The sequence below is a fragment of the Paraburkholderia tropica genome, assembly GCF_014171495.1.
In the GTDB taxonomy this organism is placed as follows: Bacteria; Pseudomonadota; Gammaproteobacteria; order Burkholderiales; family Burkholderiaceae; genus Paraburkholderia; species Paraburkholderia tropica.
This window is the reverse complement of sequence record NZ_CP049134.1, coordinates 2,218,671-2,233,912: the sequence shown is the minus strand read 5'-3', so window position 1 is coordinate 2,233,912 and position 15,242 is coordinate 2,218,671. Positions and strand designations below refer to the sequence as shown.

Sequence of the window (15,242 nt, the reverse complement as noted above, 5' to 3'; positions counted from 1 at the left end):
GGCATAAAAAGGCGGCATTCAACTGCCGCTTTTTTATGCCCGAAAATCCGTCGCATTCCATGACTGTTACGCTCACGATAGATTGCATGGGAGGCGACCACGGCCCGTCCGTGACGGTGCCCGCCGCTGTCCATTTCGTCCGCTCGCATCCCGATGTGCATCTGCAACTCGTCGGTCTCGAGACGGCGATCCGCGCCCAGCTCAAGAAGCTGAAGGCGCTGGACCTCCCTGCGCTTTCCGTCGTTCCCGCCACCGAGGTCGTCGAAATGGACGATCCGGTCGAAGTCGCGCTTCGCAAGAAGAAAGACTCGTCGATGCGCGTCGCGTTGAATCGCGTGAAAGAGGGCGAGGCGCAGGCTTGTGTCTCGGCTGGCAATACCGGCGCGCTGATGGCCGTGTCTCGCTACGTGCTCAAGACGCTGCCCGGCATCGAACGTCCGGCCATCGCCTTCGCGCTGCCCAATCCGCGCGGTTACACGATGATGCTCGACCTTGGCGCGAACGTCGACTGCGAGCCGCAGCATCTGCTGCAGTTCGCCGAAATGGGTCACGCGCTCGTGGCCGCGCTCGAAGGGAAGGACCGTCCGACCATCGGGCTCCTGAACATCGGCGAAGAGGTCATCAAGGGCAACGAGACCATCAAGCGCGCCGGCGAACTGCTGCGCGCGAGCACGCTGAACTTCCGCGGCAATGTGGAGGGCAACGACATTTACAAGGGCACCGTCGACGTCATCGTCTGTGACGGTTTCGTTGGTAATGTCGCGCTCAAAACGTCGGAGGGCCTCGCGCAGATGCTCAACGACATGATCAAGGAAGAGTTCGGCCGCTCGTGGCTCACGAAGCTCATGGCGATCGCCGCGCTGCCGGTGCTCATGCGCTTCAAAAAGCGCGTCGATCACCGCCAGTACAACGGCGCCGCCTTGCTGGGCTTGAAGAGCCTCGTCATCAAAAGCCACGGTTCCGCCGATACCTACGCGTTTGAGCAGGCGATCAAACGCGGGTATGATGCCGTCAAAAATGGCGTGCTGGAGCGCCTCGCGCACGCCATGGAAGAAAACGCCGGTTCGTTCGAACAGGCCGCCGGTGCTGCCGGAACGGCAGCGGGCGGGCAGAACGACGGCGTGGCAGGGGCCCCGGAAGGCCCGTCGGCGGGTTCGTCGGCAGGTGATTCCGGTCTGGCCGCGGGTGGAGTTCCGCCCGCCGCATCATCCTCGAAGGCATAATGGCTCAATCGACTCTTTATTCCCGCGTGCTCGGCACGGGCAGCTACCTTCCGCCTGAGCGCGTCACCAACCAGGAACTGGCCGAGCGCCTCGCCGCCAAAGGCGTCGAGACGAGCGACGAGTGGATCGTCGCCCGCACCGGCATTCACGCCCGACACTTCGCCGCTCCCGACGTCACCACCAGCGATCTCGCGCTGGCCGCTTCGCAGCGCGCCATCGCCGCGGCCGACGTCGATCCGCAAAGTATCGACCTCATCATCGTCGCGACCTCGACGCCCGATTTCGTGTTTCCGAGCACCGCCTGCCTGCTGCAGAACAAGCTCGGCATCCGCAATCACGGCGCGGCGTTCGACGTGCAGGCCGTCTGCTCGGGCTTCGCGTACGCCGTTTCGGTGGCCGACAGCCTGATCCGCAGCGGCCAGCACCGCACGGCGCTCGTCGTCGGCGCGGAAACTTTCTCGCGCATTCTCGACTTCAACGACCGCACGACCTGCGTGCTGTTCGGCGACGGCGCAGGCGCGATCGTGATGCAGGCTTCGAACGAACCGGGCGTGCTCGCGAGCGCGCTGCACGCCGACGGCAGCTACGCGCACATCCTGTGCACGCCGGGCAACGTGAACGGCGGCGTGATCGCGGGCAACGCGTTCCTGCACATGGACGGCCAGGCGGTGTTCAAGCTCGCCGTCAACGTGCTCGAAAAGGTCGCGATCGAAGCGCTCGACAAGGCGCAACTGCGCGCAGACCAGATCGACTGGCTGATTCCGCACCAGGCCAATATCCGCATCATGCAGGGCACCTGCCGCAAGCTCGGCCTGCCTGCCGAACGCATGGTCGTGACCGTGGGCGAACACGGCAATACCTCGGCGGCGTCGATTCCGCTCGCCTTCGACGTCGCGGTGCGCGACGGCCGCATCAAGCGCGGCCAGAACGTGCTGATCGAAGGGGTGGGCGGCGGCTTCACCTGGGGCGCCTCCGTCATCCGCTTCTGACTTTCGCGAGTGGGCTTTCGCGCTCCCGCACCCAGCCGCACGCACCACGCGTGCGGTCCGTCGCGGTCCATCCGAGCGCATCGCCTCTCCGTTTTGACCGAATTTTGAGGATCTCATGAAATTCGCATTCGTTTTTCCGGGTCAAGGTTCGCAGGCCGTTGGCATGCTCGACGCCTTCGCCGATAGCGCCGTCGTGCGCGAAACGCTGCAGGAAGCCTCCGACGCGCTCAATCAGGACATCGGCAAGCTGATCGCCGAAGGTCCGGCAGAAGAACTCAACCTCACCACCAACACGCAGCCGGTCATGCTCACCGCCGCCTACGCCGTCTATCGCGCGTGGCAACAGGCGGGCGGCCCGGCGCCGGCGATCGTCGCGGGCCACAGCCTCGGCGAATACACGGCGCTCGTCGCCGCCGGCGTGCTGGCGTTCCGCGACGCTGTGCCGCTCGTGCGCTTTCGCGCGCAGGCGATGCAAAACGCCGTGCCGGTGGGCGAAGGCGGCATGGCCGCCGTGCTCGGTCTCGACGACGACACCGTGCGCGCCGTTTGCACCGAAGCCGCTGCTGCGAGCGGCGGCGTGGTCGAAGCCGTGAATTTCAACGCGCCGGCGCAAGTCGTGATCGCGGGCCACAAGGCCGCGGTCGAAAAGGCCTGCGAAATCGCCAAGGCGAAGGGCGCCAAGCGCGCGCTGTCGCTGCCGGTGTCGGCGCCGTTCCACTCGTCGCTGCTCAAGCCCGCTTCGGACCAGCTGCGCGACTACCTCGCGAGCGTCACGCTGAACGCGCCGCTGATTCCGGTGGTGAACAACATCGACGTGGCCTTCGAAACCGATCCGGCGAAGATCCGCGACGCGCTGGTGCGTCAGGCCGCCGGCCCGGTGCGCTGGGTCGAGTGCGTCAAGGCGATCGGCGCGCAGGGCGCCACGCACGTGATCGAATGCGGTCCGGGCAAGGTGCTCGCGGGCCTCACGAAGCGTATCGACGGCGAACTGGTCGGCGCCTCGGTGGCCGATCCGAAGTCGCTCGAAGAAACGCTCGCGCTCGTCAAGGGCTGATCCGCCTGACCGGGCGACTCAACGCAATCAGTAACGGATTCGAACGATGGAAAAGACTCTCGACAATCAGGCCGCAATCGTGACCGGCGCCTCGCGCGGCATCGGCCGGGCGATTGCGCTCGAACTGGCGCGCCAGGGCGCGACGGTGATCGGCACGGCGACCAGCGAAAGCGGCGCGCAGGCGATCACGGCGGCATTCGCGGAAGCGGGCCTGAAGGGCCGCGGCGCGGTGCTCAACGTCAACGACCAGGCTGCGGCCGAAGCGCTCATCGACGCCACCGTGAAGGAATTTGGCGGTCTCGCGATCCTCGTCAACAATGCAGGCATCACGCAGGACAACCTCGCGATGCGCATGAAAGACGACGAGTGGGATTCGGTGATCGACACGAACCTGAAGGCCGTGTTCCGCCTCTCGCGCGCCGTGCTGCGCCCGATGATGAAGGCGCGCACGGGCCGTATCATCAATATCACGTCGGTGGTCGGCTCGTCGGGCAACCCGGGTCAGGCCAACTACGCGGCGGCCAAGGCCGGCGTCGCGGGCATGACCCGTGCGCTCGCGCGCGAAATCGGCAGCCGCGGCATCACGGTCAACTGCGTGGCGCCGGGCTTCATCGATACCGACATGACCAAGGATCTGCCGGCCGAGCAGCAAGCCGCGCTCAAGCAGCAGATTCCGCTGGGCCGTCTGGGCAGCCCGGAAGACATCGCGCACGCGGTCGTTTTCCTGGCGTCGCCGCAGGCGGGCTACGTGACGGGCACGACGCTGCACGTCAACGGCGGCATGTATATGTCTTAACCGGATTCAGGTACTATCCGCGCCTTGATGCGTCCGGCGAGATCACCCGTTCGGACACCGTCGCGGATAGCCGTTCCCGGAACCTTGAGCGCCGCTTTTCTGCCAGGTCAAACCTGATAAAATGCGCGCACTCGCATTCATGAGCTAACTTTTTTCCCTTGGAGGGGTAATGGACAACATCGAACAGCGCGTCAAGAAGATCGTCGCCGAGCAACTGGGCGTCGCCGAAGCTGAAATCAAGAACGAAGCTTCGTTCGTGAACGATCTGGGCGCCGACTCGCTCGACACCGTCGAGCTCGTGATGGCCCTCGAAGACGAATTCGGCATGGAAATCCCGGATGAGGAAGCCGAGAAGATCACGACGGTTCAGCAAGCGATCGACTACGCTCGCGCGAACGTCAAGGCCTAAGGCGCTTTTCGTTTCCGGACCGGGCGCGCCCGGTCCGCGAGGACGCACGCCCGTGAAACCGCGTACGCCCGCCGCACTCGTTGCGGGGCATCTGCCGGTCAACTAGCCACAGGGCTCACAGGAGCATTTCCTGTGGCCTCTGTGGCTTTTGTTTTTGTCATCTATGGAAAAGGGGTTACCGTGAGCCGCCGTCGAGTTGTTGTTACAGGCCTGGGGCTGATTTCGCCTGTTGGCAATAATGTTGCCGACGGCTGGGCCAATCTGGTCGCCGGGAAGTCCGGCATCGCCAACATCACGAAGTTCGACGCAACGAACTTCTCGACCCGCTTTGCCGGCGAGGTGAAGGACTTCAACGTCGAAGACTACATGCCGGCGAAAGAAGCGCGCCATATGGATACGTTCATCCATTTCGGCATCGCTGCGGGCATGCAGGCGCTCAAGGACAGTGGCCTCGAAGTCACCGAAGCGAACGCGGAGCGCATTGGCGTGAACGTCGGTTCGGGTATCGGCGGTCTGCCGATGATCGAAGTCACGCAAACCGAATTGCTCAACCGCGGCCCGCGCCGCATTTCGCCGTTCTTCGTGCCGGCCTCGATCATCAACATGATCTCCGGCCATCTGTCGATCAAGTTCGGCCTGAAGGGCCCGAACCTCGCGATGGTGACGGCCTGCACGACCGGTCTGCACTGCATCGGCGAAGCATCGCGTCTGATCGAATACGGCGACTGCGACGTGATGATCGCGGGCGGCGCGGAATCGACCGTTTCGCCGCTCGGTATCGGCGGTTTCGCGGCGGCGCGTGCGCTTTCGCAGCGCAACGACGATCCGGCGACGGCCAGCCGTCCGTGGGACAAGGACCGCGACGGTTTCGTGCTGGGCGAAGGCGCCGGCGTGATGGTGCTCGAAGAGTACGAACACGCGAAGGCACGCGGCGCGAAGATCTACGCGGAAATCGGCGGCTACGGCATGAGCGGTGATGCTTATCACATGACCGCTCCGCTGGAAGACGGCGACGGCGCACGCCGCTGCATGCTGGCGGCGATGAAGAACGCGGGTGTGAACGCCAACGAAGTGAACTGGCTCAGCGCTCACGGCACCTCGACGCCGCTCGGCGACCTCGCGGAAACCACCGCGATCAAGCGCGCATTCGGCGACCACGCGAAGAACATCGTCGTGAATTCGACGAAGTCGATGACCGGCCACTTGCTGGGCGGCGCGGGCGGTCTCGAGTCGGTGTTCACGGTGCTCGCCGTGCACAACCAGATCTCGCCGCCGACGATCAACATCTTCAACCAGGATCCTGCCTGCGACCTGGACTACTGCGCGAACACCGCGCGGGACATGAAGATCGACGTCGCGCTGAAGAACTCGTTCGGGTTCGGCGGCACGAACGGCACGCTGGTGTTCAAGCGCCACGTCTGACCGGCGCCTGATACCTGTACGCCTTTGAGCCAGCCCCGGCTGAGACTCATATGATCGCCTCGCGCGACTCCGCGGCCGCTCCGGTTCATCCGGGCGGCCGCGTTCACATTTCTGCGGCGCGGCGCGTAGCGACGCCGCGTCTTGCCGTGCGCGCGTCCTGGGCGATGCGCGCGGCGCTGCTGCTCGGATTGCTCGTTGCGTGTGCAGCGTTTCATACGGCGCTTGCGCCGTGGCTCGGCGCGTGGCGCGCAGTGCCGGCCATCTTGGCGCTGGGCGCGGCGGGCGGGCTCGGCTTTGTGGCGTGGTGCCGCGCACAACCGGCTTTCATCGAAATCGGGATGGATCGATTCGCGGCGTTCACGCGTTCCGGCGCGTGTCTCGCGGATGGCCGCCTGATCGGCGCCTCGCAATGGGGTGCGGCGCTGCTGGTGCTGGTGGTGGAGGAGGGAGCGCGCCGCAAGACGCTCCTGATCGCCGCCGATTCCGTGGATGCCGAGACTTTCCGCGTGCTCGCCGTGACCGCGCGCAGCGCCGCGGGCCGCTAGACCGCCAGGGGCCACCAAGGGCTCCGATCAAGCCGCCAAGCGGGATTCAGCGCCCGCCGGTTCATGATTCGCGCTTTCTTTTCGCGCCTTCTCTTGCCGTTTGCCGCGGCGTCCCCATTTGTTTCTGTTCTGCCTCTGCGTGCGGTCAGCCAGAGCGCTGTAACGACTGTAACCGCTGTAACGCGCGTAACGTGGCGCCGTGGCGGTGACGCTACAATGGTGCCCCCGCGTCCACTTCATGAGCTAACGGATTTTTCAGGTGAGCGAAAAAGAAATTGACCAGGTGCTGGTCGAGCGCGTGCAGAAAGGCGACAAGGCCGCGTTCGAACTGCTGGTCTCCAAGTACCATCGCAAGATCATCCGCCTGATCTCGCGCCTCGTGCGGGACCCCGCGGAGGTCGAGGACGTGGCCCAGGACGCCTTTATCAAGGCGTACCGGGCATTGCCGCAATTTCGTGGCGAATCCGCTTTCTATACGTGGTTGTACCGTATTGCCGTCAATACGGCGAAGAACTACCTTGCGACCCAGGGACGACGCGCCCCCACTTCCACCGAAGCTGATGCTGAAGAAGCTGAAACTTTCTCGGACGCCGATCAACTAAGGGATATCAACACGCCCGAATCGATGTTGATGAGCAAGCAGATCGCCCAGACGGTCAATGCTGCCATGGCGGTTTTACCGGAAGAGTTGCGCACCGCCATTACGCTTCGGGAAATAGAAGGTTTGAGCTACGAGGAAATTTCCGAAATGATGGGTTGCCCGATCGGAACCGTCAGATCGAGAATTTTCCGCGCTCGCGAAGCCATTGCGGCAAAATTGCGTCCGTTGCTGGACACACCGGAAGGCAAGCGCTGGTAAGCCAGTCTCGCGCCGGGCACGGACGTAATTCACTAGAGTGGGTGTGTCACTACGGGGCTCTGTAAGGAAATGGGGAGCATCATGGGGTCGGTTTCGATGCAATCGGTGTCGGGCTCGCGCGGCGAGCAACTGTCCGCTTTCGCCGACGGCGAATTGGCGGGTGACGCGCATCTGAACGCTATTTTTTCCGGATTCGACGACGAGGACCGCAAGGCCTGGTCGGCGTATCACCTGATCGGCGACGCACTGCGCTCCGACGACCTGGCGATGAGCCAGGCCGCGAGCCAGTCCTTCATGGCGGGCTTCGCGGCCCGCTTCGAGGCCGAGCCGCACGTGCTCGCGCCCGCGGCGTTGCCCGCATCGTCGTCCGCGCGGGCTTCGCATGACGGCCGCGTCGCGCGCATTCTGGCGTTGCGCCGCCGCGTCGTGCCGTCACTGGCCGTGGCGGCTGCGGCTGCTACGCTCACGTGGATCGTAGTGCCGCAAATGCGTGGCGTCGGCATGGCCGGCGGTCCGCAGATCGCGGCCATGCAGCCGGTCGGCGACAACGTGCAGCGTGTGGCGATGAACGCGGTGCCGGTGCAAACCGCCGCCGTGCAGGACGGCAACATCATCCGCGACGCGCGCCTCGACGCTTATCTCGAAGCGCACCAGCAGTTCGCGCAGCAGCCGGTCATGTCGGATTCCATGCCGCTGATCCGCTCTGCGGCCCTTACCACGCAAGGCCAGTGAGTCTGATGCAGACAGTGCGGTTGAATAACAATACATTCTGGGGGCGGTTGCCGGCATACCTGTGCTGCGCGGCCGTGATGTTCACCGCTCTGTCTGTCGCCCCGCGCGCGCACGCGCAGGGTGCGTCGGCCGCCGCTGCGGTCGACCCGGCCACGCGCCAGAGCGCGGCGCAGTGGCTCGACCGCATTCAGCAGGCTGCGCAGCAGCAGAATTACGTCGGCACCTTCGTGTATCAGCGCGGCAATTTCGTGCAGTCGTCGCGCGTCACGCATTACGCCACGAAGAGCGACGGCGAGTTCGAGCAGCTCGAAAGCCTCGACGGCAAGCCGCGCAAGATGCTGCGCCACAACGACGACCTCTACACGTTCGTGCCTGAGCGCAAGCTCTGCGTCATCGAAAAACGCCAGAACAAGGACGCCTTCCCGGCGCTGCTCGCCACGAGCGGCAGCGAAGTGCTGTCCGTCTACGACCCGAAGATGCTCGGCACCGACCGCGTGGCCGGCATCGACAGCCAGGTCATCGAACTCGATCCGAAAGACGGCTATCGCTACGCCTACAAGCTGTGGGCCGATGCGAAAACCGGTCTGCTGCTGCGTTCGCAGATGCTCGACCCGTCGAACGGCCAGGTGCTCCAGCAGCTGTCGTTTACGCAGGTGAGTATCGGCGTGCCGGTCGACAAGGCGCCGATTGCGAACGGCATGCGCAATCTCGCGGGCTGGACCGTGGTGCGTCCGCCGCTGCAAAGCGTCGATATGGAAGCGCAAGGCTGGAATTTCGGGCAGAACGTGCCGGGTTTCCGCAAGATCCGCGAACTGCGCCGTCCAATGGCCGCGCGCGACGCGAACGATCCGCCGATCCCGGTCGATCAGGCCGTGTTCTCGGACGGCCTTTCGGCGGTCTCGATCTTCGTCGAGCCGGTCGAACACAACAGCCGCAAGGAAGGCGCGGGTAGCACGGGCGCAACGCACGTGCTGGTGAAGCGCGACGGCGATTACTGGATTACGTTGCTCGGCGAAGTGCCCCAGGCCACGTTGCAGCAGTTCGCATCTGCCATAGAATACAAGGCTTCCAAGTAAATCCTGCGGCTGACTACGGGCTGACTACGATATGACGATCTTCCCGCTGCGCAAATTCTTCGCGGCCGCGGTGGTGGTGGCGTGCCTGCCGCTCGCCCCGCACATGGCATCGGCGGCGCCCGCCGCCAATCTGCCCGACTTCACCGACCTCGTGGACAAGGTGGGGCCTTCCGTCGTCAACATTCGCACGACCACGCACGTGACGCTGTCGCAGCGTGGCGGTCTGCCGCCGGGCATGGATAACGGCGACATGTCGGAATTCTTCCGCCGCTTCTTCGGCATTCCGTTGCCGCAAGGTCCGCAGGGCGGGCAAGGCGGTCAAGGCGGCAGCCCGTCGCCGCGCGGCGGCCAGGGCGGCGGCGATCAAGACTCCGGTCCCGACGGCGGCAACGACTCGGAACAGAGCAGCGGCGTGGGCTCGGGCTTCATCATGACGAACGACGGTTACGTCATGACCAACGCGCACGTGGTGGACGACGCGGACAGCATCTACGTCACGCTTACCGACAAGCGCGAATTCAAGGCCAAGCTGATCGGCGTGGACGACCGCACCGACGTGGCCGTCGTGAAGATCCAGGCGACCAACCTGCCGGCCGTGACGGTCGGCGACTCGAACAAGGTGCGCGTGGGCGAATGGGTCGTGGCGATCGGCTCGCCGTTCGGCCTCGAAAACACCGTGACCGCGGGCATTGTGAGCGCCAAGGGCCGCGATACCGGCGACTACCTGCCGTTCATCCAGACCGACGTGGCCGTGAATCCCGGCAACTCGGGCGGTCCGCTGATCAACATGCAGGGCGAGGTGATCGGCATCAACTCGCAGATCTACAGCCGTACGGGCGGCTTCATGGGCATTTCGTTCGCGATTCCGATCGACGAGGCGATGCGCGTGGCCGATCAGCTCAAGACCAGCGGCAAGGTCACGCGCGGCCGTATCGCCGTGGCGATCGGCGAAGTGACGAAGGACGTGGCCGATTCGCTTGGTCTGCCGAAGGCGCAGGGCGCGCTCGTGTCGAGCGTCGAACCGGGCGGGCCGGCCGACAAGGCGGGCATTCAGCCGGGCGACATCATCCTGAAGTTCAACGGCGTGAATGTCGAAACCGCGACGGATCTGCCGCGCATGGTCGGCGACACCAAGCCGGGCGCGAAGGCGACCGTCACGATCTGGCGCAAGGGCGCGACGCGCGATCTGCCGATCACGATCGCCGAAATGCAGGCGGACAAGGGCGCGAAGGCTGACCCGAAGAAGGCGCCGGAGCCGAAGCCGCGTCCGTCGAATGCGCTGGGGATGTCGGTCACCGACATCCCCGCCGACCAGCTCGCCCAGCTCAAGATCAAGGGCGGCGTGGTCGTGGATACGGTCGACGGCCCGGCCGCGCGCGCCGGTCTGCAAAAGGGCGACATCATCCTGCGCGTGGGCGATACGGATATCGTCAACGCGAAGCAGTTCCAGGACGCGACTTCGCACCTCGATCCGCAAAAGATGGTGGCGATTCTCGTGCGACGCGGCGACAACACGCAGTTCGTGCCGCTGCGCCCTCGCAATCCGGGGCAAAAGTAAGCTCCGCCGCGTCCGCACGGATCGATGCCCAAGCACGCCGCGCCGCCTGCGTCGTCCATGTTGTCCCCGCAGGACGACCCGGCCGCGCGGGCGGGCGCGTATCTCGTGCTGTACAGCCGTGCATGGTGTCATCTGTGCGAGGACATGCGCGTGGCGCTCGAACCGCTGGTCGCGGCGGCGGGGGCGCGCCTCGATGTTGTCGATGTCGATTCCGACCCCGCGCTGGTGGCGCGCTACGACGAACTCGTGCCGGTGCTGCTCTGCGACGGCATCGAGTTGTGCCACTACCGGCTCGACGAAGCGCGCGTGCGCGCCATGCTGGGACTGGGCTCGACGTCCGCGCCGCAGTCCGCGACACCCGCGCAATGAGGCTGCGATCCGCTTGGGATCGGGGCCGCGCGGCATAAACTATCCGTTACTTCTCAGCACCGTTCGCCTGCCGACACCTATTTCGGCTAAAATAGTTCGGTTTTTCATCTGTTTACGAGGCGTGCCCAGCTATCGTTGGGGCGCGCCTTTTTCGCTTGATCGGCACTGAATGGATCATATTCGTAACTTCTCGATCATTGCGCACATCGACCATGGCAAGTCGACGCTCGCCGATCGCATCATCCAGCTGTGCGGCGGCTTGTCCGACCGCGAAATGGAAGCGCAGGTGCTCGACTCGATGGATCTCGAGCGCGAGCGCGGCATCACGATCAAGGCGCAGACCGCGGCCCTCACGTACAAGGCACGTGACGGCAAGGTCTACAACCTGAACCTGATCGACACTCCGGGGCACGTCGACTTCTCCTACGAGGTCAGCCGCTCGCTGTCCGCGTGCGAAGGCGCGCTGCTCGTGGTGGACGCGAGCCAGGGCGTCGAGGCGCAGACCGTGGCCAACTGCTACACGGCCATCGAGCTCGGCGTGGAAGTCGTGCCCGTGCTCAACAAGATCGACCTGCCCGCCGCCAACCCCGAAAACGCCATCGAGGAAATCGAGGACGTGATCGGCATCGACGCGACCGACGCCACGCGCTGCAGCGCGAAGACCGGCCTCGGCGTGGAAGACGTGCTCGAATCGATCATCGCCAAGGTGCCGCCCCCCAAGGGAGACCCTGAGGCACCGCTGCAGGCGCTGATCATCGACTCGTGGTTCGACAACTATGTCGGCGTGGTCATGCTCGTGCGTATCGTCAACGGTACGCTGCGTCCGAAGGACAAGATCAAGCTGATGGCCACGGGCGCGCAGTATCCGGTCGAGCACGTCGGCGTGTTCGCGCCGAAGTCGCGCAACCTGGAATCGCTGTCGGCGGGGCAGGTGGGCTTCATCATCGCGGGCATCAAGGAACTCGCCGCCACCAAGGTGGGCGATACCGTCACGCTCGTGAACCGTCCCGCGCCGGAACCGCTGCCGGGCTTCAAGGAAGTGAAGCCGCAGGTGTTCGCGGGTCTCTATCCGGTCGAGGCGAACCAGTACGACGCGCTGCGCGAATCGCTCGAAAAGCTCAAGCTCAACGACGCCTCGCTGCAATACGAGCCGGAAGTGTCGCAGGCGCTGGGCTTCGGCTTCCGCTGCGGCTTCCTGGGTCTGCTGCACATGGAAATCGTGCAGGAGCGTCTCGAGCGCGAGTTCGACATGGACCTCATCACCACGGCTCCGACCGTGGTCTACGAAGTGGTCCAGGGCGACGGCTCGCTGATCAAGGTCGAGAATCCGGCGAAGATGCCGGAGCCGTCGAGGATCGCCGAAATCCGCGAGCCGATCGTCACGGTCAACCTGTACATGCCGCAGGACTATGTGGGCTCGGTCATCACGCTCTGTACGCAGAAGCGCGGCAACCAGGTCAACATGCAGTACCACGGCCGCCAGGTGCAGCTCACCTACGAAATTCCGATGGCGGAAATCGTGCTGGACTTCTTCGACCGTCTGAAGTCGGTGTCGCGCGGTTACGCGTCGATGGACTACGAGTTCAAGGAATACCGCAGCTCGGACGTCGTGAAGGTCGACATGCTGATCAACGGCGACAAGGTCGATGCGCTGTCCATCATCGTGCACCGTTCGCAGTCGCAGTATCGCGGCCGCGAAGTGGCGGCGAAGATGCGCGAGATCATCCCGCGTCAGATGTACGACGTGGCGATTCAGGCGGCCATCGGCGCGCACATCATCGCGCGCGAGAACATCAAGGCGCTGCGCAAGAACGTGCTGGCCAAGTGCTACGGCGGCGACATCTCGCGTAAGAAAAAGCTGCTCGAAAAGCAGAAAGAAGGCAAGAAGCGGATGAAGCAGGTCGGTTCCGTGGAAATTCCGCAGGAGGCTTTCCTTGCGATTCTGCGCGTCGAAGACAAATAAGCCAGAACAACGGACCTTTACATGAATTTTGCGCTGATCCTTTTTGTGCTCGTCGTTTTGACGGGTATCGCGTGGGTTGCAGACAAGCTGGTTTTCATGCCGCGCCGGCGCCTCGCCGCCGATGCGGCCGTGGCGGAATTCGATCGTCAGCAGGAGCGTGTGGGCGAGCGTTTCGCCGACGAGAACGCGCCGCAAACGCGTCAGAACCTGCGTAACGAAAAGCTGCGCCAGCCGTGGTGGCTCGAATACACGGCGAGCTTCTTTCCCGTGATCCTGATCGTGTTCCTCGTGCGCTCGTTCGTCGTGGAGCCGTTCAAGATTCCGTCGGGCTCGATGGTGCCGACGCTGCTGGTGGGCGACTTCATCCTCGTGAACAAGTTCGACTACGGCATCCGTCTGCCGATCACCAACACGAAGATCACGCAGGGCCGCGGCCTCGAGCGCGGCGACGTGGTGGTGTTCCGCTATCCGAAAGACGAGTCGGTCGACTACATCAAGCGTGTGATCGGTCTGCCCGGCGACGTGGTCGCGTATCAGGACAAGCAGCTCACGATCAACGGCAAGCCGGTGCCTGAAACGCCGCAAGCCGATTACTTCGACGAAGAGCGCATCGGTTACGCGAAGCAGTTCACGGAAGATCTCGGCAACGGCCGCAAGAACAACATCCTGAACAATCCGGCTGTGCCGCCGTTCATCGTGGGCGCCGAAGATTATCCGTATCGCGACAACTGCCAGTACAACGCACGCGGCGTGATCTGCAAGGTGCCGGCCGGCCATTACTTCATGATGGGCGATAACCGCGACAACAGTGCGGACAGCCGTTACTGGGGTTTCGTGCCCGACGCGAACATCGTCGGCCGCGCGTTCTTCATCTGGATGAACTTCAGCAGTCTGAAGCGCATCGGTTCGTTCGAGTAACGGGCGCGTGTTGCTTCTCGACGAAGCAACGCGTTCAGCCTGCATCGAGCGCGCGAACGAGTCGTCCCGGCTCTTCGCGCGCTACTTGAAGAACCCGCGGTAAGGTCGCTTCATCATGGTTTTTCGCCCGCCGCCCCGCGTTTTCGCCGGGGGCGGCGGGCGCGTTATACTCTCCCCATGCCCCAATCTCCGTTGGAAAGCCGGCTGCGCTACGAATTTCGCAATGCGGAATTGTTGCGCCAGGCTCTCACCCACCGCAGTCACAGTGCCACGCATAACGAACGCCTGGAATTCCTCGGCGATTCGGTCCTGAATTGCGCGGTGGCGGCCCTATTGTTCCAACGTTTTGGCAAGCTGGACGAAGGCGACCTCTCGCGCGTACGCGCGAACCTGGTCAAGCAGCAGTCGCTTTACGAAATTGCTCAGGCCCTGAATATCGCCGACGGTCTGCGTCTTGGCGAAGGCGAGTTGCGCAGCGGCGGCTTCCGCCGCCCGTCGATCCTCGCGGATGCGCTCGAAGCTATCTTTGGCGCGATCTTCCTCGATGGCGGCTTCGACGCCGCGCAGACGGTCATCAAGCGCCTTTACGTGCCGATTCTCGATCACATCGACCCGCGCACGCTCGGCAAGGATGCCAAGACGCTGCTGCAGGAATACCTGCAAGGTCACAAGATCGCGCTGCCCACCTATACCGTGGTCGCCACGCATGGTGCGGCGCACAATCAGCAATTCGAAGTCGAATGCACGGTGCCCAAGCTCGACGTGAAGGTGTCGGGCTCGGGCGCGAGCCGCCGCGCGGCCGAACAGGCCGCCGCGAAGAAAGCGCTCGACGAAGTCATGGCTGCCGCGCCCGCGCTGGTGACCAAGCCGCGCCGCTCGAAGGGCGCCCGCGCACCCAAGCCCGAACCCGAGGTCGTCCCCGGTGTGACGGGCGTGCAGGGCGCGCTCGATCTGCGCTCGCCGGAACGCCGCGCGCGCGGCGACCGCCCGATTCTCGGCGTGCCTGCCGCGGCAGGCGAGGCGGGCGAACGTGCGCCGGTGTCGCTGGCCGCGCCGCTTGCCGTCATTCGCGCCGCGCATGTGCAGGAAAAAGGCGCCGAAAAACCGGCGGAAAAATCTGCGGAAAAGCCCGCCGACAAAGCCATTGAAGGCGTGCCGTCGGCCGGCTCGATCGCGCCGCGCGCCACGCGCGGCCGGGAAGCGCACAATGGCGCTTCGGGCGACGCCGGCGCGTCGAATGGTGCCTCCGCCACCTCGTCCGGCTCCGTCGAGACGAGCGCCGAAGTTGGCGCGGCGCTGCCCGTGCGCGCCGCCGACGCCGGCCACTGA

Annotated in this window: 15 protein-coding genes; all 15 read left to right on the top strand. The window is 64.5% G+C overall.

All coding sequences use genetic code 11. The features are described from left to right. The first annotated feature begins 59 nt into the window (after positions 1-59). The 15 genes from plsX to rnc all read left to right on the top strand — a co-directional run bounded on the left by plsX (position 60) and on the right by rnc (position 15,242). Positions 60-1,223: a phosphate acyltransferase PlsX gene (plsX, locus tag G5S35_RS10010; protein WP_237181277.1), complete on the top strand. Its 1,164-nt coding sequence runs from the start codon at positions 60-62 to the stop codon at positions 1,221-1,223. Then, a complete protein-coding gene (locus G5S35_RS10005) occupies positions 1,223-2,212 on the top strand; it encodes a beta-ketoacyl-ACP synthase III (RefSeq protein ID WP_065061306.1) in 990 nt (329 codons plus the stop codon). The genes plsX and G5S35_RS10005 overlap by 1 nt, the downstream gene beginning before the upstream one ends. Before the next feature lie 115 nt (positions 2,213-2,327). Then, positions 2,328-3,266, top strand: a complete 939-nt coding sequence (fabD, locus tag G5S35_RS10000; RefSeq protein WP_074983837.1) for an ACP S-malonyltransferase — start codon at positions 2,328-2,330, stop codon at positions 3,264-3,266. A 46-nt stretch (positions 3,267-3,312) separates the two neighbouring features. Next, complete coding sequence (gene fabG, locus G5S35_RS09995; RefSeq protein ID WP_065061308.1) at positions 3,313-4,062, top strand: 3-oxoacyl-ACP reductase FabG; 750 nt, start codon at positions 3,313-3,315, stop codon at positions 4,060-4,062. Between the two features lie 169 nt (positions 4,063-4,231). After that, a complete protein-coding gene (gene acpP / locus G5S35_RS09990) occupies positions 4,232-4,471 on the top strand; it encodes an acyl carrier protein (protein WP_004197638.1) in 240 nt (79 codons plus the stop codon). A 180-nt stretch (positions 4,472-4,651) separates the two neighbouring features. Continuing rightward, positions 4,652-5,893 (top strand): beta-ketoacyl-ACP synthase II, encoded by a 1,242-nt coding sequence (fabF, locus tag G5S35_RS09985; RefSeq protein WP_065061309.1) that lies wholly within the window; start codon positions 4,652-4,654, stop codon positions 5,891-5,893. A gap of 146 nt (positions 5,894-6,039) precedes the next feature. Continuing rightward, the gene (locus G5S35_RS09980; RefSeq protein WP_183038262.1) at positions 6,040-6,438 is read left to right on the top strand and encodes a protein YgfX; all 399 of its coding nucleotides are present in this window, start codon (positions 6,040-6,042) and stop codon (positions 6,436-6,438) included. 259 nt (positions 6,439-6,697) lie between these two features. Beyond that, positions 6,698-7,297 (top strand): RNA polymerase sigma factor RpoE, encoded by a 600-nt coding sequence (gene rpoE, locus G5S35_RS09975; RefSeq protein WP_065061310.1) that lies wholly within the window; start codon positions 6,698-6,700, stop codon positions 7,295-7,297. Between the two features lie 81 nt (positions 7,298-7,378). Next, complete coding sequence (locus tag G5S35_RS09970; protein ID WP_124260875.1) at positions 7,379-8,029, top strand: sigma-E factor negative regulatory protein; 651 nt, start codon at positions 7,379-7,381, stop codon at positions 8,027-8,029. Between the two features lie 5 nt (positions 8,030-8,034). Continuing rightward, positions 8,035-9,105: a MucB/RseB C-terminal domain-containing protein gene (locus G5S35_RS09965; protein WP_074984049.1), complete on the top strand. Its 1,071-nt coding sequence runs from the start codon at positions 8,035-8,037 to the stop codon at positions 9,103-9,105. Between the two features lie 31 nt (positions 9,106-9,136). Next, positions 9,137-10,663: a DegQ family serine endoprotease gene (locus tag G5S35_RS09960; RefSeq protein WP_065061313.1), complete on the top strand. Its 1,527-nt coding sequence runs from the start codon at positions 9,137-9,139 to the stop codon at positions 10,661-10,663. A gap of 57 nt (positions 10,664-10,720) precedes the next feature. After that, a complete protein-coding gene (locus G5S35_RS09955) occupies positions 10,721-11,032 on the top strand; it encodes a glutaredoxin family protein (protein WP_124260873.1) in 312 nt (103 codons plus the stop codon). Between the two features lie 169 nt (positions 11,033-11,201). Continuing rightward, a complete protein-coding gene (gene lepA / locus G5S35_RS09950) occupies positions 11,202-12,995 on the top strand; it encodes a translation elongation factor 4 (RefSeq protein WP_065061315.1) in 1,794 nt (597 codons plus the stop codon). Between the two features lie 21 nt (positions 12,996-13,016). Continuing rightward, positions 13,017-13,913, top strand: coding sequence for a signal peptidase I (gene lepB / locus G5S35_RS09945; RefSeq protein WP_065061316.1), 897 nt, complete (start codon positions 13,017-13,019; stop codon positions 13,911-13,913). A gap of 177 nt (positions 13,914-14,090) precedes the next feature. Further along, positions 14,091-15,242, top strand: a complete 1,152-nt coding sequence (gene rnc, locus G5S35_RS09940; RefSeq protein ID WP_065061317.1) for a ribonuclease III — start codon at positions 14,091-14,093, stop codon at positions 15,240-15,242.